The sequence below is a fragment of the Rhodoplanes tepidamans genome (genome assembly GCF_030813915.1).
In the GTDB taxonomy this organism is placed as follows: Bacteria; Pseudomonadota; Alphaproteobacteria; order Rhizobiales; family Xanthobacteraceae; genus Rhodoplanes; species Rhodoplanes tepidamans.
Genome location: NZ_JAUSUJ010000002.1, coordinates 82,994 through 105,045, shown reverse-complemented (window position 1 = coordinate 105,045; position 22,052 = coordinate 82,994). Strand labels below are relative to the sequence as shown.

Sequence of the window (22,052 nt, the reverse complement as noted above, 5' to 3'; positions counted from 1 at the left end):
AGATGAAATATCGCGTCGCCGTTCAGATGGATCCGATCGAGAGGATCAATATTCGGGGCGATTCCACCTTCGCCCTGCTGCTTGAAGCGCAGGCGCGCGGCCACGAACTAGCCTATTTCACACCAGAACGACTTATACTTCGCGATGGAGATGTGTTCGCGCGGACTAATCCTTTGTCCGTAAGGGACGAGCCCGGCAACCACTTCACGCTCGGCGAGGAGCGCCGCGAGCCGCTGTCCGCCTACGACGTGATCCTGATGCGGCAGGATCCGCCCTTCGACCTCGCCTACATCACGGCGACCCACCTGCTCGAGCGGGTGCACCCCCGGACCTTCGTGGTCAACGACCCGGCGCATGTGCGCAACGCCCCCGAGAAGGTGTTCGTCACCGAGTTCCCCGACCTGATGCCGCCGACGCTGGTCACCCGCGACCGCGCCGAGATCCAGGCGTTCCGGGCCGAGCACGGCGACATCGTGATGAAGCCGCTGTACGGGCACGGCGGCGGCGCGGTGTTCCGGGTGACCCGCGACGACCTCAATTTCGGCTCGCTCTACGACATGTTCTCGGTCACCTACCGGGAGCCCTGGGTGATCCAGAGATTCCTCCCGGCGGTCGCCAAGGGCGACAAGCGCATCATCCTGGTCGACGGGGTGTTCGCCGGCGCCGTCAACCGGGTGCCGGCGGCCGACGACCTGCGCTCCAACATGGTGCGCGGCGGCGCCGCCCAGGCGACCGAGCTGACGCCGCGCGAGCGCGAGATCTGCGAGCGCATCGGCCCGGCGCTGCGGGTGCGCGGCCTGCTGTTCGTCGGCATCGACGTGATCGACGGCTGTCTCACCGAGATCAACGTCACCTCGCCGACCGGCATCCGCGCCATCAAGAATCTGGGCGGCCCCGACATCGCCGCGCTGATCTGGGACACGATCGCCAAGAAGCGGGGCGGCTGAGGCCGGCGCTTACGACGACGCCGAGAACCTGTGCCGCACTCGGCCAGGCCCGAGAGCGGTGGCCCCATCGCCCTTCGTGGCTCGCCTTCAGGCGAGCACCTGCAGGGTGACGGAGAGCCGGCCCGGGATTCCCTTCACCTCGCCGAGAACAGGTCCGGCTTCGCCGCCTCGCGGCCGAAGGCGAGGCGATACCAGGCGCGCGGCGAGCCCTTGACGGTGTCCAGCAGGGTCTCGATGTCGCAGGCGGAGGCCTGCGCCTCGAGCCGTGCCTTGCGGGCCTGCTGCAGCTCGAGTTGAAGCGTGCCGACGTCGATCATGAGGGGCGCTCCGGGTCACCAGGGATGGTGTCGTATTCATAATGGACCCCGTATGTTCTGTAAATGTTTTCTGTTTGCTACCTCGAAGTGTGTCCGGTTGTAGCAATTCCGCAAACGTTCTCAACATTACCGCACCATCGCACCGAAGCAGGCCGTTCGGGCGCGTCGCGGGAGCTCACCGCGGCGACGCGGGACCTGCCTTCAGCCGGGCGATCGCGGCCCGGATCGGCGCGAACGGGCCGTAGGTGTGCTGCTGCTCGGAGAAGCCGTCGGCATAGGGCCCGTAGGGGGTGTCCACCGGCTTCGCGAGGAGGTCGGGAAAATCCTTGTCCAGGCCGGCCCGGCGCGGGCGCGGCTGCGAGATCATGTAGGCGGCGACGTCCCAGGCGTCCTCGACGGACAGGCGCGGATCCAGATAGTCGGTGCCGTGCGGCATGTTGAAGTGGAGGAAGTTGGCCGCCGTGATCAGCCGCGCCATGCCGGCACCGTCGTTGAAGCTGTCCGGCCCCCACAGCGGCGGCACCATGTAGCCGAGGTCGGTGGTCGGCAGGCTGCGGCGAAGCCCCTGGCCGTCGGTGTTGTGGCAGTCGAGGCAGGCGCGGGCATAGACCGCCTTGCCGCGCACCGGATCGGCGGCGCGGTCGAGCTCCGGCATCGCGCCGGCGCCGAGCCCGGACACCGGCCTGTCCGGCGGGTAGCCGATCGAGAGGAACCGGACATAGGCGACGAAGGCCTTCATCTCCGGCGAATCCGCCGGCAGCGGCCGGCCGTTCATGCTGCGGGTCATGCAGCTGTCGATGCGGTCTTCGATCGTGATCTCGGCCCCGGCACGGGCGCTGTACTGCGGGAAGCGGGCGAACAGGCCGTAGATCGGCAGGCCGAACTTCTTGGTGCCGGCGTGCAGATGGCAGTTGCCGCAGGCGAGATTGTTGCCGGCGAAGCGCTTGGTCGGGTCCGCGACCTCCGGCCCGATATGGGCGTAGGTCGCAATGACGAGGTCGCGGCCGCGCCGCACCAGCCGGCCGGTCTCGTCGTCCGGCAAGGCCCCGGTCTCGGGGACGGTCAGGATCCGGTCCGGCCCCGGCGGCGGGGCGGTCTGCGCGAGCGCGAGCCCGGCGACCGTGAGAGCGACGAGCGGCAGCGACAGCACGACGAGACGGCGCATCGGGGGCTCCGGGGGTTCGGCCGGACGGGGACGGGGCCGGTGCGCCAGTGTGGCCGATCGCGGTGACGAAAGCATCAACGACGGCGGCGCCGCCGTCACAGCGGCGGCTCGTAGGCCTCCGCCTTGCAGGCGATGCTGGCCTCCTCCAGGTCGAGCTCGCGCTCGATGCGGCGCCGCGATTCGTCGGTGATCTCGCCGTCGCGCTCCAGCTTGTGGAGATGCACGCGCTCGGCCTCGATCAGCTCCAGCCTGAGCCGGGCGCCGAGCTTGGCGGCGGCGAAGTCGGCGTCGGCGTCGAGGCTGCGCGGCACCACCCGGGCCCGCTGCTCGTTGCGGGCCTCCAGCAGGGCCGAGACGTCCTCGTCGATCGGCAGGTCGCCGCGGTCGGTCAGCGCCGCGAGGCGCTCGCGGGCGGCGTCCGAGGCCGAGTGGCGGGCCCGCAGCTCCTGCTCGCGGATGACCCGGTTCTCGGCCGTGCCGATGGCGGCGAGCCCGAGCCAGCGCATGACGCGCGGCATCATCAGGCCCTGCCCCACCAGGGTCATGACGATCACGCCGAACGTCACGACGACGATGAAGTCGCGATACGGGAACGGGTCGCCGTTCTGCAGCACGAAGGGCAGCGCCAGGGCGGCGGCGAGCGAGACGACGCCGCGCACGCCGACGAAGGCGATCATGAAGGGGCGCTGCCAGACCGGCGCCGGATCGCGCGCCTGCAGCGGCGGAATCAGCCAGCGCGGCAGGTAGATGGCCGGGAACACCCAGACGAAGCGGGCGACGATGCAGATCGCCGTGGTGACCAGGATGCCGACCAGGATCTCGGTCGGCGAATGCGACTGGATGCGCTCGATCAGGGTGCGGGCCTGCATGCCGGTGATCAGGAAGATGAATCCCTCGATCAGGTAGACCAGCAGGTCCCAGAAGAAGATGCCCTGCAGCCGGGTCGCCGAGGAGATCAGCAGCGGGCCGTTCCAGCTCACATAGAGCCCGGCCGCCACGGTGGCGAGCACGCCGGAGCCGCCGAGATGCTCGGGCACCCAGTAGCAGAGATAGGGCGTCATCATCGACAGGGTGATCTCGACCCGCGGATCGCGCGCCCAGTGGCGCAGCCGCAGGCTGATCCAGCCGACCGCGATGCCCCAGCCGATCTCGCCGACCACGATGGCCGCGAAGGTGCCGGCGGCCTCCGGGAACGAGAAGGCGCCGGTGCTCACCGCCGCCACCGCGAACCGGTAGAGGATGAGGGCGGTCGCGTCGTTGGCGAGGCCCTCGCCCTCCAGCACCACGACGACGCGGCGCGGCAGGCCGAGCCGGCGGGCCAGCGCGAGCGGCGCGACGACGTCGGGCGGCGACACGATGGCGCCGAGCACGAAGGCGACCGGCCACGGCAGGCCGATGATGTAGTGGGCGCCGGCCGCCACCGCGACCGTGGTGAACACGACGCAGCCGAAGGCCAGCAGCGAGATCGAGCGCAGGTTGAAGCGGAACTCGCGCCAGCTCATGGCGACGCCGGCCAGATAAATCAGCGGCGGCAGCACGACCAGCAGCACGAACTCGGGGGCGAGCTCGATCGGCGGCAGGCCCGGCACGAAGGCGACGGCGACGCCGGCGATCACCAGGATGATCGAGGGCGCGACGTTCAGGCGGCGGGCCAGCACGGCGACCGCGACCAGGACAGCCAACAGGAGCAGGAAGGTCTGGATGATCGCGGTCATGGCGCGGAAACTGGTCGAGTTCTGCCGGCGGTGCAAGGACGCCGCCGCATCGGGACGCTAGGATGTTCGGATGAGCCTTACCATCGCACCGAGACGCTGGTTTCGCCGCCCCGCCGGCCTGCGCGGCTGGCTGGCGCTGGCCGCCGTCGCGGTCCTGGCGCTGCTGCTGCTCCCCTATCTGCTGACGCCGTTCTACCTGGCCGGGCGGCCGGTCTCGACCCTGATGCTCGGCCGCTGGCTGACCGGGCAGCGGGTGGAGCGCACGTGGGTGCCGCTCGCCGACATCGCGCCGGTGCTGCCCGTGACCGTGATCGCCTCCGAGGATGCGCGGTTCTGCCGGCACCGTGGCGTCGACCTCGCCGAGATCCGCGACGCCATCGAGGACGACGGCCTCCTGGGAGCGCGCGGCGCCTCCACCCTCTCGCAACAGCTCGCCAAGAACCTGTTCCTGTGGCCGGGCCGCAGCTTCGTGCGCAAGGCGCTGGAGGCGCCGCTGGCGATCTGGCTCGACCTGGTGCTCGGCAAGCGGCGGGTGATGGAGATCTATCTCAACGTCGCCGAATGGGGCCCGAACGGCGAGTTCGGTGCCGAGGCCGGGGCGTGGCGGGCGTTCGGCCGCTCGGCCCGCGATCTCTCGGCCGGGCAGGCCGCCCTGATGGCCGCGATGCTGCCCGACCCGCACCGGCGCAACGCGGCGAGGCCCGGTCCCGGGATGCGCCGCCTCGCCGGCATCCACGAGCGCCGCGCCTCGCGGGCGCTGGCGAGCTGCGTGGTGGCGCGGCGGAGGTGAGCGCCGCTGGAGATACGGCGAGGCACTCGGCCCTTACCCTCTCCCCTCGCGGGAGAGGGTGCACGCGCGCAGCGCGGGCGGGTGAGGGGGCGTACCGCAAACTCCGAGTCTGCGGAGACCCCCCTCACCCGTCTCGGTCTCGCTTCGCTCGCCCGAGCCACCCTCTCCCGCGAGGGGAGAGGGAAGAAAGCGCCGTGTCGAACGCCGTCACTCCGTCCCCGCCGCGGGCGGCGCCCGCATGCCGGCGGTGAGGAACGGCATCGCGTATCTCAGCGCGCCCGCGCTGTCGGAGAGGCTGACGCCGGGACCGAACAGATGCTGCAGGCGGCCGTTGTCGGCGCGGATGTACATCATGGCGCCGTAGACGCAGGCGATGCGCCAGAACAGCTCGTCCTTCGACAGGTCCGGACAGGCGGCGGCCGCCGCCTCGACGAAGCAGCGGCCGACCGAATCGTAGACGCCGAAGACGATGCGGCGGACCTCCGGGTTCGGATCGGTGGACGATCGCCCCGCCAGGAGATTGAAGCGGTGCCCCTCCTCGGTCGCGCCGAGGCGGAGCGTCGGGCCGATGAAGGCCTCCAGCACGTCGGCGATGTCGGGCCGGCCGCCGGCGGCGGCCACGCACTCCGCCAGCAGGCGCTCGCGCTCGGCGTTGACGCCGTCGAGCCGGCGCTTGAACACGGCCTCGAGCAGCGCCTCCTTGGAGCCGAAATGGTAGTGCGCCGCCGCGGCGTTGGAGCGGGCCGCCTCGGCGATGTCGCGGGTCGAGACATTGGCGTAGCCGCGCTCGGCGAACAGCCGCTCGGCGGCGTCGAGCAGGCGCTCGCGGGTCTCGTCGCCCGGGACGGTGGAACGGCGGCGGCGGGAGGCGGGGCTGTTCAAGAGTTCTCTCGGTTCATCAGAATGTTACATTTATACTCAAGCACATGCTTCAAGCAACTGCTTGACCTTCTGGGCGGAGCGTGGTGTCGTGCATCACCCTCCCGACATTGGCCGGCGGCACCGCCGCCGTCGAGCGTTCCGCCATGCCCCAGCGCATCATCGACCTTTCGATCAGCATCGACGCGGACGTGCCGAGCGATCCGCCGATGGCGCGGCCGAAGGTCGCCTATCTGCACCACGGCCAGACCTTCGACCGCCTCCTGCCGTTCTTCCCCGGCCTGACGCCCGACCGGCTGCCGGACGGCGCCGCCTGGGCGATCGAGAAGGTGGAGCTGACCACCCACAACGGCACGCATCTCGACGCCCCGTGGCACTTCCACCCGACCATGAACCATGCGCTCGTCCCGGGCGGCGAGCGCGCCGCCACCATCGACGAGATCCCGCTGGAGTGGTGCTTCAAGCCCGGCGTGAAGCTCGACTTCCGGCACCTTCCCGACGGCGCCGTGGCGACGGCGGCCGACGTCGAGGCCGAGCTCGCCCGCATCGGCCACATCCTGCAGCCGCTCGACATCGTGCTGGTCAACACCGCGGCGGGCGGGCGATTCGGCACGGACGGCTATCTCGACGCCGGCTGCGGCATGGGCCGGGAGGCGACCCTGTGGCTCACCTCGCGCGGCGTGCGCGTGGTCGGCACCGACGCGTGGTCGTGGGACGCGCCGTTCGCGGCGACGGCGAAGCGCTTCGCCGAGACCGGCGACGCGGCGCTGATCTGGGAGGGCCACAAGGCCGGCCGCGAGATCGGCTACTGCCACCTGGAGAAGCTGCACAATCTGGAGCTGCTCCCGGCCATCGGATTCACGGTCGCCTGCTTCCCGGTGAAGATCCGCGGCGCCTCGGCCGGCTGGACCCGCGCCGTGGCCATCCTCGACGCCTGACGGAGACCCCGACACGCCGGTGCGCCGCCCCCGGCGCTCGACCGCGCCGGCCGGACACCAAGGTCATCTCACGACAAGCAAGAAGGACGATCATGGGACGAACGCTGCACTCCAAGAGCCTCGCCGCCCTCGCGCTCGGGCTCGCCGCCGCCGCGACCGCACCCGCCCAGGCCCAGGCCCAGGCCCAGACCCAGAGCTGGGCGACGCGCCCGATCGAGCTGATCGTGCCGTGGACGGCCGGCGGCGGCGTCGACATCGTCGCCCGCGCCATGGCCCAGGCCATGACCGGCGATCTCGGCCAGAACGTCTTCGTCACCAACCGCGAGGGCGCCGGCGGCACGCTCGGCTTCCGGGCCCTGCTCGCCGCGACGCCGGACGGCCACGTGCTCGCCGCCGGCCCGGCGACGCCGGTCACCAACGCGCCCTATCTGGTGAAGGGCGTCACCTACGATCCCGACTCGTTCGAGTACATCTGCCAGTATTTCGAGAACGTCTTCGCCCTGGTGGTGCGGGCCGACTCGCCCTACGCGACCGCCAAGGACCTGATCGCGGCGGCCCAGACGGACCCGAATCCGCTCACCTATGGCAGCCCGGGCGTCGGCTCGATCGGCCATCTGTCGGCCGAGAACGCGGCGGCGGCGCTGAAGATGAAGGTCCAGCACGTGCCGTTCCGCGGCGACGCGGCCGGCCTGCCGGTGCTGCTCAAGGGCGACATCGACTTCCTGGTGCCGGCCGTGTCCTCGGTGCGGGGCCAGAACGTGCGGGTGCTCGCGGTGTTCTCGGAGGAGCGCCAGCCGAGCCTGCCCGACGTGCCGACCGCCAAGGAGCTCGGCGTCGAACGCTCGCTGTCGCAGGGCCTGAACGGCCTGTTCGCCCCGAAGGGCATCCCGGCGCCCGTCAAGGCGTCGCTGGAGAAGGCCTGCGCGGCGGCGATCAAGTCCGAGCCCGTCACGGCGGCGCTCAAGAACACCGGCCAGGTCGCCGCCTATCTGGACAGCGCCGCCTTCCGGGCCCGCATCCTCGACGACTACAAGCTGAAGGGCGAGCTGATCCGCCGGCTCGGTCTCGAGGGCAAGTGAGCCATGGCGGACGGCAAAACCTCCGGCGCGACGGGCAGGCGGCCCGTCGTCGTCACCTGCGCGCTCACCGGCGGCGGCGACACGGTGGGCAAGAACCCGGCCGTGCCGGTGACGCCCGAGCAGATCGCCGTCTCGGCGATCGACGCGGCCAGGGCCGGCGCCGCCATCGTGCACATCCATGTGCGCGATCCGGCGACCGGACGGCCGGCGACCGAGCTCGCGCTCTACCGCGAGGTGGTCGAGCGCATCCGCGACGCCGACCCGGACGTGATTCTCAACATCACGACCGGGGCCGGGGCCCGTTTCATTCCGTCCGACGCCGACCCCAAGGTCGGTGCGCCGGGCTCGACGCTGGCGCCGCCGGACTACCGGGTCCGCCACATCGAGGCGCTGAAGCCGGAAATCTGCACGCTCGACATCACCACGATGAATTTCGGCGAGTTCGTCTTCGTCAACACGCCGGCGCATCTGCGGGTGATGGGCCGCGCCGTGGCGGCCGCCGGCGTGCTGCCCGAGCTCGAATGCTTCGACAGCGGCAACATCCGGCTGGCGCTGCGGCTGATCGAGGAGGGCGTGCTGAAGACGCCCGCCATGTTCCAGATCTGCCTCGGCGTGCCGTGGGGCGCCCCCGCCACCCCCGAAGCCATGCTGTTCATGCGCGACATGCTGCCGCCCGGCTGCGTGTGGACCGGCTTCGGCATCGGTCCGGCCCAGTTCCCGATGGTCGCCCAGGCGCTCCTGCTCGGCGGCCATGTCCGGGTCGGGCTCGAGGACAACCTCCACATCGAGAAGGGCGTGCTCGCCCCGAGCAACGCCGCCCTGGTCGAGAAGGCGGTGCGGATCGTCCGGGCGCTCGACGCCGAGCCGGCGACCCCGGCCCAGGCCCGGCGCATCCTGCGATTGCCGCGAGAGCCGGCATGACATGCTCGGTTGCCGCAATGTTCCCCGCGGCGACCGAAACCATACCGGCGCTCGGCCGCCCGCCGGCCGCGAGATCGCCGCGCAGTTTTGCGGGACTCGCTCTAGCCAGCCCGGGGCGCATGCTCTATAAGCCCCACTTTCCGGAAAACCGGGCTTCGGCGCGCCCTCGCTGCCGGCCCCTGTCGAGGAGACCGCACCCATGGCCGTGCCGAAACGAAAGACCTCGCCCTCCCGCCGCGGCATGCGCCGCTCGGCCGACGCCATCAAGGCGCCGACCTATGTGGAGGACAAGGACTCGGGCGAGCTGCGCCGCCCGCACCACGTCGATCTGAAGACCGGCATGTATCGCGGCCGGCAGATCTTCACCAAGAAGTCCGAGGACTGAGCGACCGCGCGGTGGCCCTGGGCCGCCGTCGCCGCTCGACCCGCCCGCTGCGGCTTCCGGCCGCGGCCGACGTCCGGTGCGCGCGGCGCCCGGGCGTTTTCGGCGTTTCGGGCGCGACTCCCGGTTCGTCACTGGACGGACATGGCGGACCTGTTTAAGAGCGCAGGCGTTTCCCGGATCGCATCCGTTTCGAGGACCTGTCGATGTTCGTGCTCGGCTTTCCGCTGCTCCTGGTCCCCTTCGCGATCTACAACATCGTCGCCTTCCTGCTGCGCGGCTTCGTCTGGACCGACCCGGTGTTCCAGGTCCGGATGATCTCCCAGGCGGAGTTCTCGCTGAGCTGGGGCGACCTCCTGGTGATCGTCGGGCTCGCCTTCCTGTTCCTGGAGATCGTCAAGGCGACCCGCATGTCGCGGCGGAGCGTGGTCGACCACCTGCTGTCGCTGCTCCTCTTCATCGCCATGCTGGTCGAGTTCCTGCTGGTGCCGGAGACGGCGACCGCGACCTTCTTCCTGCTGCTCGCCATCGTCTTCGTCGACGTCATCGCCGGCTTCGTGGTGTCGCTGCGCACCGCCCAGCGCGACGTCTCGTTCGAGAGCGTCGCCCGCGGCTCGGAGTAGATCAGGCGGCCGGGGCGCGGGGCTTCGCCTTCGCCGCGGCACGCGCCGTCGCGCGGTCGCCGGCGATCTCGCGCAGCTTGAACACCATGATGATCCCGAGCATCGCCAGGCTGATGCCGTTGGCGAGCACGATCACCGGGTCGCCCTGCAGCAGGCCGTAGACCACCCACAGCGCGATCCCGGCCGAGAGGATGGAGAACATCTTCAGCGACAGGTCGCCGGTCCGGCCGGTCTGCCAGCACTTCTTCACCTGCGGCACGTAGGACACGGTGGTGCAGAAGGCCGCGAGCAGGCCGATCGCGGTGGCGAGGTGTTGCGAGGCGAAGCCGGTCATGCCGGCTCAATCGCCCGGTCGCGAGGCCGGTTCCGGCCCGCACCGGACGACGCCGCAACCGCCGCGCCATGGGACCGCGCCACGGGCCGTGGTAGCTTCGCGTCCCGCACCTCGACCCTTCTTCAGAACCCCATGATCTATCTCGCCGGCCCGGACGTCTTCCTGCCCGACGCCGCCGACATCGGCCGGCGCAAGCTGGCGCTGTGCACCGCCGCCGGGCTCGAGGGGTTCTTTCCGCTGGAGGACGGCCTCGGCGCGGAACCCGGCTCCCGGGCCATCTTCGACGCCAATCTCGCCCTGATGGAACGGGCCGAGGCGATCATCGCCAACCTCACGCCGTTCCGGGGCCCGAGCGCCGATCCCGGCACCGTGTTCGAGCTCGGCTACATGGCGGGACGCGGAACGTTCTGCGTCGGCTACTCCAACGACCCGCGGCCCTATGCGGACCGGGTCCGCGCGTCGGCCCATGATCGCGGCCACCGGATCGAAGACTTCGGCCTCGCCGACAACCTGATGATCGTCCACGCCCTGGACGCGTTCGGCGCGCCGGTCGTCGTGCCCGAGGCGCCCCCGGCGGACCCGTGGCACGATCTCACGGCGTTCGAGGCCTGCGTGCGGCTGGTGGCGGCGTGGACGAAGGGACGTCGAGGCCAATAGAGCGCGGGTGGTCTATCGCGAGTATCGTCATGGCCGGGCGTCCTGTCCGCTGCCGTCCACGGGCGCCCGCGGCGCTCGGAAAACGTGGATGGCCGCGACAAGCGCGGCCATGGCGACTCGGAGTTCCACGCGGCCTGGAGAACGCTCGCGCGCTACGCCGCCAGATCCGCCACCACGGCGTCGAGCACCGGAAAGCCGGAGCGGGTGACGCGGAGGCGGCCGGTCGGCGTCGTCTCGACGAAGCCGTAGGACTTGAGGTCGGCCACCCGGGCCGGGTCGATCGGGCGGCCGGCGATGCGGGCGAAGCGGGCCGGGTCGATGCCCTCGGTCAGCCGCAGGCCCATCAGCAGGAACTCGTCGGCCTGCTCGGCGCGCGTCACCGTCTCGTCGACGACGAGGCCGTGGCCGGCGGCCTCGACCCGGGCGAGCCAGTCCTCCGGGCGCTTCTCGGTCGCGGTGGCGACGCGGCGTCCGCCGACGTCGAGGCGGCCATGGGCGCCGGGCCCGACTCCGGCATATTCGCCGTACCGCCAGTAGACCAGGTTGTGCCGGCATTCGGCGCCGGGGCGGGCGTGGTTCGACACCTCGTAGGCCGGCAGGCCGGCGGCGGCGCAGACCTCCTGGGTGACGTCGAACAGGTGCCGCGCGATGGTGTCGCCCGGGACGCTGAGCTTGCCGGCGCTCTCCAGCGCGGCGAACGGCGTGTCGGGCTCGATGGTGAGCTGGTAGAGCGACAGGTGCTCGGCCGCCTCGTCGATGGCGCGTCGCAGCTCCGACGTCCAGGCCGCGATGCCCTGGCCGGGCCGCGCATAGATCAGGTCGAACGAGTAGCGATCGAAGATCTTTCGCGCCGTCGCGACGGCCGCCATGGCTTCGGCGGCCGTGTGAAGGCGGCCCAGTGCCTTCAGTGAATCATCGTCCAATGCCTGCACGCCGAGCGAAACCCGGTTCACACCGGCCGTGCGAAAACCCCGGAAGCGCTCGGCCTCGACCGAGGTCGGGTTGGCCTCGAGCGAGACCTCGGCGCCTAGCGCCATGGTCCAGTGCCGCGCGATGGCGTCCAGCACGGTCCCGACCGTCTCGGGCTTCATCAGCGAGGGCGTGCCGCCGCCGAAGAAGACGGTCGAGACGGTGCGACGGCCGATCCGCGCCGCCGTCGTGGCGATCTCGGCCGCGAAGGCGCGGGCGAAGCGCTCCTGCTCGACCGCGACGTGGCGGACATGGCTGTTGAAGTCGCAATAGGGGCACTTCGACAGGCAGAACGGCCAGTGGACATAGACCCCGAAAGGCGTGTCCTCGCGGGTGTCGGCCGGAGCGAGATCGAGCACGTCAGCGTCGCTCAAGGCACGCCTCCGCCAGCATCAGGAAAGCCCGCGCCCGGTGCGACAGGCCCTTTCCCCGCGGCGGCAGCCCGTGCTTCTCCTCGGCCGGCATCTCGCCGAAGGTCCGCTCGTGCCCGTCCGGCAGGAACATCGGATCATAGCCGAAACCGAGAGTTCCGCGCGGCGGCCAGACCAGGATTCCGTGCACCCGGGCGAGAAAGTCCTCGCGGTGGCCGTCCGGCCAGGCGATGCACAGGGCCGAGACGAAATGGGCGCGCCGCTGCGCCGGCGCCACCGCGCCGCGCTCCACGAGCCGGGCGTGGATGTCCGCCATCGCCCGGGGAAAATCCTTGTCGGGGCCGGCCCAGCGGGCCGAGTGGATGCCGGGGGCGCCGTCGAGCGCGTCGACCACGAGGCCGGAGTCGTCCGAGAAGGCCGGCAGCCCGGTCGCGGCGGCGGCGGCCGCCGCCTTGATGTGGGCGTTCTCGACGAAGGTGGTGCCGGTCTCCTCGGGCTCGCCCAGCCCGAGCTCGCCGGCCGACACGGCCTCGATCCCCCAGGGGGCGAGGAGCTCGCGCATCTCGCGCAGCTTGCCGGCATTGTGGGTCGCGACGACCAGCCGGCCGGTCAGCGGACGATGCGCGGTCTCGCTCACATCACCGCCATTTTCTGCAGTTCGACGAGCCGCCCGACACCCTTGCGGGCGAGCGCCAGGAGCGCCAGGAACTGCTCCTCGCTGAACGGCACCTTCTCGGCCGTGCCCTGGATCTCGACGATGCCGCCATTGCCGGTGAGCACGAAATTGGCGTCGGTGTCGGCGTCGGAATCCTCGGCATAGTCGAGGTCGAGCACGGCGACGCCGCCGTGCACGCCGCACGACACCGCGGCGACATGGTCGCGCAGCACCTCGCCGCGCAGCATGTCGCGCGCCTTCATCCAGGCGAGGCAGTCGTGCAGGGCCACCCAGGCGCCCGTGATCGAGGCCGTGCGGGTGCCGCCGTCGGCCTGGATGACGTCGCAGTCGATGGTGATCTGGCGCTCGCCGAGCGCCTCGAGGTCGACCACGGCGCGCAGGCTGCGGCCGATCAGGCGCTGGATCTCGACGGTGCGGCCGGTCTGCTTGCCGGCCGAGGATTCGCGCCGGGTGCGCTCCGAGGTGGCGCGCGGCAACATGCCGTACTCGGCCGTGACCCAGCCGCGCGCCTGGCCCTTGAGCCAGGGCGGCAGGCGCTCCTCCAGCGTCGCCGTCACCAGAACATGGGTGTCGCCGAACTTCACGAAGCAGGAGCCCTCGGCATATTTGACGACCGCACGTTCGAGCGAGACGGCACGCAGCTCGTCGGGCTGGCGGTGGCTCGGACGCATCGAAGACTCCCCGGGGCGAAAAATGCTGTTGACGAAGCGATCGGCCGGCGCGGCGGGTGCCGCGGGCCGGGGGATCGGCGGCTCGCTTTTAGGTCGCCGGGCCCGGGGCGGCAAGGCCTGCTTGTGCAGGGCCGCACCATCGATCGTCAGATCGCCTTGCGCTCGGCCGGGGCGAGGGACAATTCTCTTCGCGTCGCAACCGCTCGCACGAGACGAGGCCTTGTCCCAGGATCTCCCGATCGGCGCCAGCCCCAGCCTGGTCCAGCTCAACGAGCGGTCCCGCGAGATCTTTCGCGGGATCGTCGACAGCTATCTCGCGACGGGCGAGCCGGTGGGGTCGCGCAACCTGTCCCGGCTGATCCCGATGACGCTGTCGCCGGCCTCGGTGCGCAACGTCATGCAGGACCTCGAGCAGGCCGGCCTGATCTACGCCCCGCACACCTCGGCCGGGCGGCTGCCGACCGAGTTCGGCCTGCGCTTCTTCGTCGACGCCCTGATGCAGGTCGGCGACCTGCCGGAGGACGAGCGCCGCTCGATCGAGGCCCAGGTGGCGGGCGCCGGCCGCTCGATGGAGAACGTCCTCACCGAGGCGTCGACCATGCTCTCTGGCCTCACCCGCGCGGCCGGGGTGGTGCTCACCGCCAAGTCCAACGCCCGGCTCAAGCACATCGAGTTCGTCCGCCTGGAGCCGACCCGGGCGCTCGTCGTGCTGGTCGCCGAGGACGGCCAGGTGGAGAACCGGGTGGTCGAGCTGCCGCCCGGGCTGCCGAGCTCCGCCCTGGTCGAGGCGACCAACTTCCTCAACCGCCACATTCGCGGCCAGACGCTGCTCGACGCCAAGGCGGCGCTGGAGACGGCGCTCGCCGCCGGACGGGCCGAGCTCGACGCCCTCACCCAGAAGATCGTCGCGGCCGGGCTCGCCAGCTGGTCGGGCGGCGACGGCGACGAGCGGCGGCTGATCGTGCGGGGCCACGCCCATCTCTTGGAGGACCTGCACGCGCTGGAGGATCTCGAGCGGGTCCGCCAGCTCTTCGACGAGCTGGAGACCCAGCGCGGCCTGGTCGACCTGCTCGGCCGGGCCGAATCGGCCGAGGGCGTGCGCATCTTCATCGGCTCGGAGAACAAGCTGTTCTCGCTGTCCGGCTCGTCCACCATCATCGCCCCCTACCGGGACGGAGCCGGCCGCATCGTCGGGGTGATCGGGGTGATCGGCCCGACCCGGCTCAACTATGCCCGCGTCGTGCCGATGGTCGACTACACGGCCCGGGTGGTCGGCCGCCTGCTCGGGGGGTGACATCCGCGCCGCGGCGGCGGACCTTCGCTGCGCCCGAACTGCTTGATTTTCCGGGCGGGCCGACCGATATGCGGAGGCGAAAACAGAAACCACGGACAGACGGACGGACCGCCATGACCGACGACAAGGCCGGCGCCACGCCCGCCCAAGAGGCGCGCGTGGCTGAGGCGCGCGCAAGCGCGGCCGCATACGCAAGCGCCTCCGAAACCCCCACGACGACGGCAGCCCCGGCCGCCGATCCGCCGCCGGCGGAGCCGGCCGTGGACGTCGCGGCCCTGGCCAAGGAGGTGGCGGAGTCGAAGGACCGGCTGCTGCGGACCCTCGCCGAAATGGAGAACCTGCGCCGGCGCACCGAGCGCGAGGTGGCGGATGCCCGCGCCTACGGCATCTCCGGCTTCGCCCGCGACATGCTGGCGGTCGCCGACAACCTGCGTCGCGCCCTGGAGGCGATGGGAGCCGAGGCACGCGAAGGCCTGGCGGCTCCGGTCGTCGCCTTCATCGAAGGCGTCGAGCTGACCGAGCGCGAGCTCCTGAAGGCATTCGAGCGCAACGGGGTGAAGAAGTTCGATCCGGCCGGGCAGAGGTTCGATCCCAACGTGCATCAGGCCATGTTCGAGATCCCGGACCCGACCCAGCCCAACGGCACCGTCGTCCAGGTGGTCCAGTCCGGCTACATGATCGGCGAGCGCGTACTGCGCCCGGCGCTGGTCGGCGTCTCCAAGGGCGGCCCGAAGCCGGCCCCGGCCGGAGCGCCGGCCGCCGAGAGCGCCGGCGCGGCCGGCGACGGCCCGGCCGGCGAGCCGGGCGGACCGAAGGCGGGCGGCGCGGCGTAGCGCCGGCACGCCTCCTCCGGGTTCCGGACTGCCGATGCGGCCGCGCGGCCGCATCGGGGTCGCACGGTGCCGGCGCTACGCCGCGGCGGGCCGCAGCTCGCGCGGCTCCAGCTCTCCGAGAACCGTCGCCGCTTCGGCGGGACCGGCCGCGGCGGTCGCGGCCTGCCCGCTCCCGCCGCCCTTCTCAAGGCGGTCGAAGGCGATCCGGGCCTCGTTGTAGCCGCGGTCGAAGGTCGCGAGATCCTCGCGGAAATAGGCGAAGTAGCCGCGGTCCACGTCGATCTCGATCGGCACCACGTCGACCTCGCGGAAGGCGAGCGTCCTGGCCTCGCCGCTGTCACGGTCCTTCACGGTGACGGTGCAGCCGTCGCGCGCCAGCGTGTTGACGAACTCGATCGCCGCGACCTGCGGGCTGCAGCTGGCGTTCCACCACAGCTCCGTCTTGAAGTCCTCGACCTCGAAGTAGTTCGACGGGAAGTCCTTGCGCTGGGTCGCCACCGGCCGCGGCATCAGGACCGTGTCGACCATGGTGAGCTCGCTGAGGATCACGCTGCGCACATAGGCGCCGTCGAGCCGGTCGGCATAGCCGCCGCGGCCGACATTGCTGTGGGCGCCGTAGAGGGTCAGCCACAGCGCGTCTTCGATGTCCTGGGCCGTGATCCCGTCGACGACCTTGCGGGTCAGCGTCCGCCGGCGCGGTCGTGTGGCGGCCGTGCTCGTGCGCCCCGCCTTGATGCGGACCATCCGCTCCTCCTCGGCGGAGAGCAGGGTCCGGGCCGCCGTGTTGGCGTGCAGGTACTCGGTCCCGGTCTCGGCCAGAAACGAGTTGAAGCAGATGCCGATCTCGGGCTCGGCCGTGAACGCCGCCGCCATGTCGGCGAAGGTCTGCGGGGATCGCGTCGGCACCATCAGCTGGGCCGGGAAGATCAGGTCGAGCCACGCGTCGGGATAGATCGCGTCGGTGCCGAACAGCGGCGTCGTGAAGAAGCGCGCGACATACTCCCGATGGGCCCAGCGGAACACGTCCGGCACCGCCATCGTGGCCATCAGCCACGCGTTGAGACCGCCGAGCGATTTCGGGAACGGCTCGGCCTTGGCGATCATCGCCTCGACCTCGCGCCGCAGCCGTCCGGGCTGCGGATCGCGCGCGTTGGCGCGGCGCGCCTCGAGCCAGCGCCACGTCCAGTAGATCATCCCCGACGTGCAGGTGACGATCCGCGGCGTGATGCCGTGGTCGAGTGCCGCCTGAAGGAAGCCCGCCCCGAAGGCGTTCGAGCCGCCGAGCCCGGTGAGGGCGAATGCCACGTCCGTCGGACGCCGGGCGTATTCGCCCGAACCGCCGACGATGCTGGTCCTCGCATCCATGGTGATGGTCCTGCCGACGACCGGCCGTCTCGCGGCCCGGACGGGCACACGGCTCGCGATCGTCACGATGGTCTGGCCAGTCGCCCGGCACGGCGCCGGACTTCTTGCGGGCCGCGCCGGCGGCCGGACAGAGCGTCGCCCGGCGGCGCGCGCCGCGGCGTATCGCATGTCGAGTCGAACCGAGGTCGAAACACAATCGATTGGTCGGGAGCCCGCCGGTTCGCGACCGCAGATTGCGCAGCCGTGCTCACTCGGGACGTTGACGTCGATCAACGCGGGCCGCGTTGCTTCCCGGACGCGTCGATCACAGATCCGAGATCGAAAGGATTATCTTTCAGTCGACGACAATCCGGCCACGAAAGCTCCTAGCCGCGCGGATTGACGCCGTCGCGGACGGCGCGGAACCGCGGGAAGGCGTCGGACCAGGCGTCGTTGCGGGCGACGCCGAGGATGCGCAGATAGGCGCCGGCGCCGAACCGCACCCACTGCACCAGCTTGATCGGCGTGTCGGTCTTGGGGTCCTTGGCCTCGGCCATCACCTGGTGGGTCTGGGCGGCGCCGCCGCCGAGCCGCAGCATCTCGGCATTGACGACCCGCACGTCCTTGTAGCCCCCGAAGCCCGACAGGAGATTGCGGGCGAACGTGTCGCGCGCCGTGTTCTCCTCCGGCCCGCCGCGGCCGACCGAGACCAGCAGCAAGGGCTGCTCGGCGGCGTCGAGCGTGTCCTTCGGACCTTCGGTCAGCACCGCGCCGGCGCTGCCGATCACCCGGATGGGCCGCATGCCGGAGAGCTCGTCGAGCCGGATCGGCAGCAGGCTCATCTGCTCCTCGATGGGCACCGCCTCGCGCACCGCGAGGGACGCCAGCATGGTCCTGACGGCGGCGTCCGAATAGCTGCCGGCGGCGTCCTCCGGCACCTGGACGATCACCAGGGCGGCGCCCTCCCCGGCGGGCGCCAGCAGGATCCACTTGCGCACCTTCTTGCCGTCGGCCTCCTGGCGGCCGGCCACCAGGGTGCCCTTGCCGCCGGCCGGGAAGCTCTCGCGGCGCTCCTCGGAGATGCCCTGCTTCTTGAGGCGGTCGCGGCTGATCTGCTTGGCCGTCTCGCCGAGGCTCTGGCCGGTGACCTCGAGCAGCAGCACCGAGGCGCCCGTGTCCTTGTCCTCGAAGCCGGGAAAGCGGTCGCTCGCCTCCAGGCCGGCCACCGGGGCGAGCCCGATCTTGATGCCGGGCGGATAGACCGGCTCGGCGGCGCCGGCCGGCGCCGCGACGGCGAGCAGGGTGAGCGCCAGGCCCAGAACGGCGGCGCGCAGGACGGTCGGACGGCGCTCTCGGATCATGACTCTTCCCTCGTCCGGGCGGCGAAGCCGTCCGGGTGCCGAACAGATGTCAGCGCAATGCGGCACGGTTCGGGCAGGACCGGCGCGGCGGCGCCGGGTTCGGCCGGGCGGCCAAGGGGTCCGAGGGCCGTCGAGAAGCGGCGAGATCAGGCCGGCGCGGCGGCACGGCGGCGGCGCGGGTGGTCCGGGACGGGGGCCGCGGGCGCCTGCGGCATCAGGTCGTAGCGGCGGCCGTTCGGCATCACCACATAGCGCGACACCACCCGGAGCGTGCCGTGCCGGTCGGGCTCGCCCTCGAGGACGAAGCGGGTGCCGACCGGAAACCGGCGGGGCAGGCGCTGCTTGGGGGTCATGGCAGGCTCCGAACGAGGATTCATTCGCGGTGGGCGGGCGGCGCCGGAGGAGTGCGGTCCCGTCCGATCCGTCCGAAACGCCAGTCTGCCCCGCGGCGAACGGATCGAGGGCCGGCTTCGCAGCGGGCCGGCCGGCATGCTAGGAAGGCGAGATGACAGAGGCATGTCGCCGATGAGCGCCACCCTGACGACGCCCCAGAGCCGCACGCCCGACCTGACCGCCGTGATGGGCGAGATCGGGCGGCGGGCGCGCGCCGCCGCCCGGGTGGTCGCTCAGGCCTCGCCGGCCGAGAAGGCCGACGCCCTCGCCGCCATGGCCGAGGCGCTGCGCGCCGCCGCGCCCGAAATCCTCGCCGCCAATGCCGAGGACGTCACCGAGGCGCGCAGCCGCGGCGCGACCGCGGCCCTGATCGACCGGCTCAAGCTCGACGACCGGCGCATCGCCGCCATGGCCGATGGCATAGAGGTGGTCGCCGCCCTGCCCGACCCGGTCGGCGCCGTGATGGATGCCTGGACCCGGCCGAACGGCATGCGGATCGAGCGCGTGCGGGTGCCCCTCGGCGTGATCGGCGTCATCTACGAGAGCCGGCCGAACGTGACGGCCGACGCCGGCGCGCTGTGCCTGAAGGCCGGCAACGCCGTGATCCTGCGCGGCGGCTCCGACAGCTTCCGGTCGTCGCGGGCCATCCACGCGGCGCTGGCCGAGGGCCTGCGCACCGCCGAGCTGCCCGCCGACGCGATCCAGCTCGTCCCGACCCGCGATCGCACCGCGGTCGGCCTGATGCTCGGCGGTCTCGACGGCAATATCGACGTGATCGTGCCGCGCGGCGGCAAGGACCTGGTGGCGCGCGTGCAGACCGAGGCGCGGGTGCCGGTGTTCTCGCATCTGGACGGCAACTGCCACGTCTATGTCGACGCCGCCGCCGACCTCGACATGGCGAAGACCATCCTGCTCAACGCCAAGCTGCGGCGCACCGGCGTGTGCGGCGCCGCCGAGACCCTGCTCGTCGACCGCGCCGTCGCCGCGACCCATCTGGCGCCGCTGGTGACGATGCTGCTGGACGCCGGCTGCGCGGTGCGCGGCGACGCCGAGACCCGGACCGTCGACCCGCGGGTCACGCCGGCGACCGAGGAGGACTGGTCGACCGAGTATCTGGACGCCGTCATCGCCGCCAAGGTGGTCGACGGGGTCGCCGAGGCGATCCGCCACATAAACCAGTACGGCTCGCACCACACCGACGCGATCGTGACCTCGGACCCGGCGGCCGCCGAACGGTTCCTGGCCGAGGTCGATTCGGCCATCGTCCTGCACAACGCCTCGACCCAGTTCGCCGACGGCGGCGAGTTCGGGTTCGGGGCCGAGATCGGAATCGCCACCGGCCGGCTGCATGCCCGCGGCCCGGTCGGCGTCGAGCAGCTCACCACGTTCAAGTACCGCATCCGCGGCTCCGGCCAGACCCGTCCATAGGGTCGACCGATCCTCCCGGCCGGGAGGAAGAGCGAGCGGGGCCGGAGGGATCCTCGAATTCCATGCCCATGGCGTACGATTCGCTCCGGTCCGTTCCGGCGCGGGAGGACACGGCGCTCCGGCGCCGCGACTACCGCGTGCCGCCCCATGCACCGGGGATGCGGATCGGCCTGTTCGGCGGCACCTTCGACCCGCCGCACGAGGCCCATCTCGCCGCCTGCCTCCTGGCGATGCGGCGGCTGCAGCTCGACCGCGTCTGGTGGCTGGTCACGCCCGGCAACCCGCTGAAGAACACGGCCGGACTCGCCCCGCTGGCCGAACGCATCGCCGCCGCCCGCACGCTCGCCCGCCATCCGCGAATCGCCGTCACCGGCGTCGAGGCCGCGGTCGGGGTGCGCTACACCTACGACACCGTGCGATACTTGGTGACGCGCTGCCCTGGCGTGCGCTTCGTCTGGATCATGGGGGCCGACAACCTGCGCAGCTTCCACCGGTGGAACAACTGGCGCGGCATCGCCTCCCTGGTGCCGATCGTGGTGGTCGACCGGCTCGGCCCGAGCCTCTATGCCAGCGCCGGCGTCGCCGGCCGCGCCCTCGACTTCGCGCGGATCAAGGAGGAGAAGGCGGTCCGCCTGCCCTTCCTGAAGCCGCCGGCCTGGGCCTTCCTGCACGGGCTGAAGTCGCCGCTGTCCTCGACCCAGCTGCGCGCCAAGCGGCGGACGCCGCCATGGGGCGACCCCGACCCGGTGCCGGAAGACCACGATCCGGACGCCGCCGCCGAGCCCGCCGCGCCGGTGCCGGTTGTGGCGCGGGCGCACGAGCCCGAAAGAAACCTCCGCCGCGGCGTCGGGGGTGGTTGAATCCGTTTACCCCGACCACTTATCTTGTGACTCGTCCGGGCGAAGCGGCCCGGGTCTTGCTGGAAGGAAGGTCCCCTGACGACATCTGCGCGCTCGCGGGCGAGCGCCCAACGAAAGCCCGCCACGGTCTCCGGCCTGGTCGCCCAGAATGCGATCGCTCAGAACGCGATCGCTCGAGACGAAACCGCCCGAGACGAAATCGCCTCCGATGCGGTTCCCTTGCAGCCGGCATCGCCGCGCCCCGACGCCGACGAGACGCTGCGCCTGGTGCTCGCGCGCCTGGACGACATGAAGGCCGAAGACCCCGCCATCATCGACCTGCGCGACAAGTCGACGATCGCCGACATCATGGTGATCGCCACCGGCCGCTCGAACCGCCATGTCGGCTCGATCGCCGACCGGGTGGTCGAGGACCTGCACAAGGCCGGCCTCAGGACCAAGGTCGAGGGGATGCCGCACTGCGACTGGGTCCTGATCGACGCCGGCGACGTGATCGTCCACGTGTTCCGCCCGGAGGTCCGCAGCTTCTACGCGCTCGAGAAGATGTGGGCGCCGCGGGACGCGGGCACGCGCCGCGCGAGCTGACCGGGCGGAGGCGGCCATGCGGCTCGTGGTCGCCGCCGTCGGCCGCATGAAATCCGGCGGCGAGCGGGACCTCGCGGACCGCTATCTCGACCGGCTGGTGAAGAGCGGCCGGGCCATCGGACTGCGCGGAGTCGAGGTGGTCGAGCTCCGCGAGAGCCGGGCCCAGGAGGCCGACCGCCGCCGCCTGGAAGAGGCGATCGCGCTCGCCAACGTGATCCCGGACGGCGCCGCCGTCGTGGCGCTCGACGAGCGCGGCCAGAACCTGGACAGCGCCGCGATCGCAGGCGAGATCAGGGTGTGGCGTGATTCGGGCCGCGACGCCGCCGTGTTCGTCGTCGGCGGCGCCGACGGGCTCGGCGACGAGCTCCGGCGCCGCGCCGACCTCGTCCTGTCGTTCGGGGCGGCGACCTGGCCGCATCAGCTCGTCCGGGTGATGCTGCTGGAGCAACTCTATCGCGCATCGACGATTCTGTCGGGACATCCGTATCATCGGGCCTGAATCCATCCAGCCGAGCCGAAA

25 protein-coding genes are annotated in these 22,052 nt (G+C 71.5%); 14 read left to right on the top strand and 11 right to left on the bottom strand.

Annotated elements, in window-relative coordinates; all coding sequences use genetic code 11:
* Positions 1-2 precede the first annotated feature (2 nt).
* Positions 3-947, top strand: coding sequence for a glutathione synthase (gshB, locus tag J2S22_RS03195; RefSeq protein ID WP_272778723.1), 945 nt, complete (start codon positions 3-5; stop codon positions 945-947).
* A 134-nt stretch (positions 948-1,081) separates the two neighbouring features.
* Here gshB and J2S22_RS03190 read toward each other — a convergent pair whose 3' ends face one another.
* The 3 genes from J2S22_RS03190 to J2S22_RS03180 all read right to left on the bottom strand — a co-directional run bounded on the left by J2S22_RS03190 (position 1,082) and on the right by J2S22_RS03180 (position 4,144).
* Positions 1,082-1,264 carry a hypothetical protein gene (locus J2S22_RS03190; RefSeq protein WP_272778722.1) on the bottom strand — a complete coding sequence of 61 codons (183 nt, stop codon included), beginning with the start codon at positions 1,262-1,264 and terminating at the stop codon, positions 1,082-1,084.
* A gap of 175 nt (positions 1,265-1,439) precedes the next feature.
* Positions 1,440-2,429, bottom strand: coding sequence for a c-type cytochrome (locus J2S22_RS03185; RefSeq protein WP_272778721.1), 990 nt, complete (start codon positions 2,427-2,429; stop codon positions 1,440-1,442).
* 95 nt (positions 2,430-2,524) lie between these two features.
* Positions 2,525-4,144, bottom strand: a complete 1,620-nt coding sequence (locus J2S22_RS03180) for a Na+/H+ antiporter (RefSeq protein WP_272778720.1) — start codon at positions 4,142-4,144, stop codon at positions 2,525-2,527.
* 118 nt (positions 4,145-4,262) lie between these two features.
* Here J2S22_RS03180 and J2S22_RS03175 point away from each other — a divergent pair, with 118 nt between their 5' ends.
* Positions 4,263-4,934: a transglycosylase domain-containing protein gene (locus J2S22_RS03175; RefSeq protein ID WP_370878176.1), complete on the top strand. Its 672-nt coding sequence runs from the start codon at positions 4,263-4,265 to the stop codon at positions 4,932-4,934.
* 207 nt (positions 4,935-5,141) lie between these two features.
* On the opposite strand, the gene J2S22_RS03170 is transcribed toward J2S22_RS03175, so the two are convergent.
* The gene (locus J2S22_RS03170) at positions 5,142-5,816 is read right to left on the bottom strand and encodes a TetR/AcrR family transcriptional regulator (protein WP_272775162.1); all 675 of its coding nucleotides are present in this window, start codon (positions 5,814-5,816) and stop codon (positions 5,142-5,144) included.
* A gap of 143 nt (positions 5,817-5,959) precedes the next feature.
* Here J2S22_RS03170 and J2S22_RS03165 point away from each other — a divergent pair, with 143 nt between their 5' ends.
* From J2S22_RS03165 to J2S22_RS03145, 5 genes are all read left to right on the top strand, one after another.
* A complete protein-coding gene (locus tag J2S22_RS03165) occupies positions 5,960-6,751 on the top strand; it encodes a cyclase family protein (protein WP_272775161.1) in 792 nt (263 codons plus the stop codon).
* Positions 6,752-6,843: 92 nt separating this feature from the next.
* The gene (locus J2S22_RS03160) at positions 6,844-7,830 is read left to right on the top strand and encodes a tripartite tricarboxylate transporter substrate binding protein (protein ID WP_272775160.1); all 987 of its coding nucleotides are present in this window, start codon (positions 6,844-6,846) and stop codon (positions 7,828-7,830) included.
* A gap of 3 nt (positions 7,831-7,833) precedes the next feature.
* Complete coding sequence (locus J2S22_RS03155) at positions 7,834-8,751, top strand: beta-keto acid cleavage family enzyme (RefSeq protein ID WP_272775159.1); 918 nt, start codon at positions 7,834-7,836, stop codon at positions 8,749-8,751.
* 199 nt (positions 8,752-8,950) lie between these two features.
* Positions 8,951-9,136, top strand: coding sequence for a 50S ribosomal protein L32 (gene rpmF, locus J2S22_RS03150; RefSeq protein WP_111359959.1), 186 nt, complete (start codon positions 8,951-8,953; stop codon positions 9,134-9,136).
* Positions 9,137-9,339: 203 nt separating this feature from the next.
* Positions 9,340-9,756: a hypothetical protein gene (locus tag J2S22_RS03145; protein WP_272775158.1), complete on the top strand. Its 417-nt coding sequence runs from the start codon at positions 9,340-9,342 to the stop codon at positions 9,754-9,756.
* A gap of 1 nt (position 9,757) precedes the next feature.
* Here J2S22_RS03145 and J2S22_RS03140 read toward each other — a convergent pair whose 3' ends face one another.
* The gene (locus J2S22_RS03140; RefSeq protein WP_272775157.1) at positions 9,758-10,090 is read right to left on the bottom strand and encodes a SemiSWEET family sugar transporter; all 333 of its coding nucleotides are present in this window, start codon (positions 10,088-10,090) and stop codon (positions 9,758-9,760) included.
* A gap of 132 nt (positions 10,091-10,222) precedes the next feature.
* Here J2S22_RS03140 and J2S22_RS03135 point away from each other — a divergent pair, with 132 nt between their 5' ends.
* Positions 10,223-10,747, top strand: a complete 525-nt coding sequence (locus J2S22_RS03135) for a nucleoside 2-deoxyribosyltransferase (protein WP_272775156.1) — start codon at positions 10,223-10,225, stop codon at positions 10,745-10,747.
* Between the two features lie 152 nt (positions 10,748-10,899).
* Here J2S22_RS03135 and hemW read toward each other — a convergent pair whose 3' ends face one another.
* The 3 genes from hemW to rph are packed head-to-tail and all read right to left on the bottom strand — an operon-like array spanning position 10,900 to position 13,434.
* Positions 10,900-12,090, bottom strand: a complete 1,191-nt coding sequence (gene hemW / locus J2S22_RS03130; protein ID WP_272775155.1) for a radical SAM family heme chaperone HemW — start codon at positions 12,088-12,090, stop codon at positions 10,900-10,902.
* Complete coding sequence (gene rdgB / locus J2S22_RS03125) at positions 12,077-12,724, bottom strand: RdgB/HAM1 family non-canonical purine NTP pyrophosphatase (RefSeq protein WP_272775154.1); 648 nt, start codon at positions 12,722-12,724, stop codon at positions 12,077-12,079. The genes hemW and rdgB overlap by 14 nt, the downstream gene beginning before the upstream one ends.
* A complete protein-coding gene (gene rph / locus J2S22_RS03120) occupies positions 12,721-13,434 on the bottom strand; it encodes a ribonuclease PH (protein ID WP_272775153.1) in 714 nt (237 codons plus the stop codon). The genes rdgB and rph overlap by 4 nt, the downstream gene beginning before the upstream one ends.
* Positions 13,435-13,654: 220 nt before the next feature.
* Here rph and hrcA point away from each other — a divergent pair, with 220 nt between their 5' ends.
* Positions 13,655-14,728, top strand: coding sequence for a heat-inducible transcriptional repressor HrcA (gene hrcA / locus J2S22_RS03115; RefSeq protein WP_272775152.1), 1,074 nt, complete (start codon positions 13,655-13,657; stop codon positions 14,726-14,728).
* A gap of 113 nt (positions 14,729-14,841) precedes the next feature.
* Positions 14,842-15,561: a nucleotide exchange factor GrpE gene (gene grpE / locus J2S22_RS03110; RefSeq protein WP_272775151.1), complete on the top strand. Its 720-nt coding sequence runs from the start codon at positions 14,842-14,844 to the stop codon at positions 15,559-15,561.
* A 75-nt stretch (positions 15,562-15,636) separates the two neighbouring features.
* Here the strand turns inward: grpE and J2S22_RS03105 are convergent, their stop codons facing one another.
* The 3 genes from J2S22_RS03105 to J2S22_RS03095 all read right to left on the bottom strand — a co-directional run bounded on the left by J2S22_RS03105 (position 15,637) and on the right by J2S22_RS03095 (position 18,619).
* The gene (locus tag J2S22_RS03105; RefSeq protein ID WP_272775150.1) at positions 15,637-16,926 is read right to left on the bottom strand and encodes a hypothetical protein; all 1,290 of its coding nucleotides are present in this window, start codon (positions 16,924-16,926) and stop codon (positions 15,637-15,639) included.
* Positions 16,927-17,291: 365 nt separating this feature from the next.
* Positions 17,292-18,266: a hypothetical protein gene (locus J2S22_RS03100; protein ID WP_272775149.1), complete on the bottom strand. Its 975-nt coding sequence runs from the start codon at positions 18,264-18,266 to the stop codon at positions 17,292-17,294.
* A gap of 146 nt (positions 18,267-18,412) precedes the next feature.
* Positions 18,413-18,619, bottom strand: a complete 207-nt coding sequence (locus tag J2S22_RS03095; RefSeq protein ID WP_272775148.1) for a hypothetical protein — start codon at positions 18,617-18,619, stop codon at positions 18,413-18,415.
* Positions 18,620-18,782: 163 nt separating this feature from the next.
* Here J2S22_RS03095 and J2S22_RS03090 point away from each other — a divergent pair, with 163 nt between their 5' ends.
* From J2S22_RS03090 to rlmH, 4 genes are all read left to right on the top strand, one after another.
* Positions 18,783-20,087: a glutamate-5-semialdehyde dehydrogenase gene (locus tag J2S22_RS03090; RefSeq protein WP_370878169.1), complete on the top strand. Its 1,305-nt coding sequence runs from the start codon at positions 18,783-18,785 to the stop codon at positions 20,085-20,087.
* A 68-nt stretch (positions 20,088-20,155) separates the two neighbouring features.
* Entirely contained in the window at positions 20,156-20,947 is a 792-nt protein-coding gene (locus J2S22_RS03085; protein WP_307155788.1) for a nicotinate-nucleotide adenylyltransferase, read from the top strand.
* Between the two features lie 219 nt (positions 20,948-21,166).
* On the top strand, positions 21,167-21,532 hold the full coding sequence (rsfS, locus tag J2S22_RS03080; protein ID WP_272775146.1) for a ribosome silencing factor: 366 nt from the start codon (positions 21,167-21,169) through the stop codon (positions 21,530-21,532).
* Between the two features lie 16 nt (positions 21,533-21,548).
* Positions 21,549-22,031, top strand: coding sequence for a 23S rRNA (pseudouridine(1915)-N(3))-methyltransferase RlmH (gene rlmH, locus J2S22_RS03075; protein WP_272775145.1), 483 nt, complete (start codon positions 21,549-21,551; stop codon positions 22,029-22,031).
* The last annotated feature ends 21 nt before the right edge of the window (positions 22,032-22,052 follow it).

Coding starts and splice junctions, on each gene's coding strand:
- J2S22_RS03160 (WP_272775160.1), top strand. CDS start 6,844: ATGGGACGAACGCTGCACTCCAAGAGCCTCGCCGCCCTCGCGCTCGGG.
- J2S22_RS03145 (WP_272775158.1), top strand. CDS start 9,340: ATGTTCGTGCTCGGCTTTCCGCTGCTCCTGGTCCCCTTCGCGATCTAC.
- J2S22_RS03190 (WP_272778722.1), bottom strand. CDS start 1,264: ATGATCGACGTCGGCACGCTTCAACTCGAGCTGCAGCAGGCCCGCAAG.
- J2S22_RS03085 (WP_307155788.1), top strand. CDS start 20,156: ATGGCGTACGATTCGCTCCGGTCCGTTCCGGCGCGGGAGGACACGGCG.
- rpmF (WP_111359959.1), top strand. CDS start 8,951: ATGGCCGTGCCGAAACGAAAGACCTCGCCCTCCCGCCGCGGCATGCGC.
- J2S22_RS03165 (WP_272775161.1), top strand. CDS start 5,960: ATGCCCCAGCGCATCATCGACCTTTCGATCAGCATCGACGCGGACGTG.
- J2S22_RS03100 (WP_272775149.1), bottom strand. CDS start 18,266: ATGATCCGAGAGCGCCGTCCGACCGTCCTGCGCGCCGCCGTTCTGGGC.
- J2S22_RS03135 (WP_272775156.1), top strand. CDS start 10,223: ATGATCTATCTCGCCGGCCCGGACGTCTTCCTGCCCGACGCCGCCGAC.
- J2S22_RS03185 (WP_272778721.1), bottom strand. CDS start 2,429: ATGCGCCGTCTCGTCGTGCTGTCGCTGCCGCTCGTCGCTCTCACGGTC.
- J2S22_RS03090 (WP_370878169.1), top strand. CDS start 18,783: ATGTCGCCGATGAGCGCCACCCTGACGACGCCCCAGAGCCGCACGCCC.
- grpE (WP_272775151.1), top strand. CDS start 14,842: ATGACCGACGACAAGGCCGGCGCCACGCCCGCCCAAGAGGCGCGCGTG.
- J2S22_RS03140 (WP_272775157.1), bottom strand. CDS start 10,090: ATGACCGGCTTCGCCTCGCAACACCTCGCCACCGCGATCGGCCTGCTC.
- J2S22_RS03180 (WP_272778720.1), bottom strand. CDS start 4,144: ATGACCGCGATCATCCAGACCTTCCTGCTCCTGTTGGCTGTCCTGGTC.
- J2S22_RS03105 (WP_272775150.1), bottom strand. CDS start 16,926: ATGGATGCGAGGACCAGCATCGTCGGCGGTTCGGGCGAATACGCCCGG.
- J2S22_RS03155 (WP_272775159.1), top strand. CDS start 7,834: ATGGCGGACGGCAAAACCTCCGGCGCGACGGGCAGGCGGCCCGTCGTC.
- J2S22_RS03095 (WP_272775148.1), bottom strand. CDS start 18,619: ATGACCCCCAAGCAGCGCCTGCCCCGCCGGTTTCCGGTCGGCACCCGC.
- rph (WP_272775153.1), bottom strand. CDS start 13,434: ATGCGTCCGAGCCACCGCCAGCCCGACGAGCTGCGTGCCGTCTCGCTC.
- gshB (WP_272778723.1), top strand. CDS start 3: ATGAAATATCGCGTCGCCGTTCAGATGGATCCGATCGAGAGGATCAAT.
- rlmH (WP_272775145.1), top strand. CDS start 21,549: ATGCGGCTCGTGGTCGCCGCCGTCGGCCGCATGAAATCCGGCGGCGAG.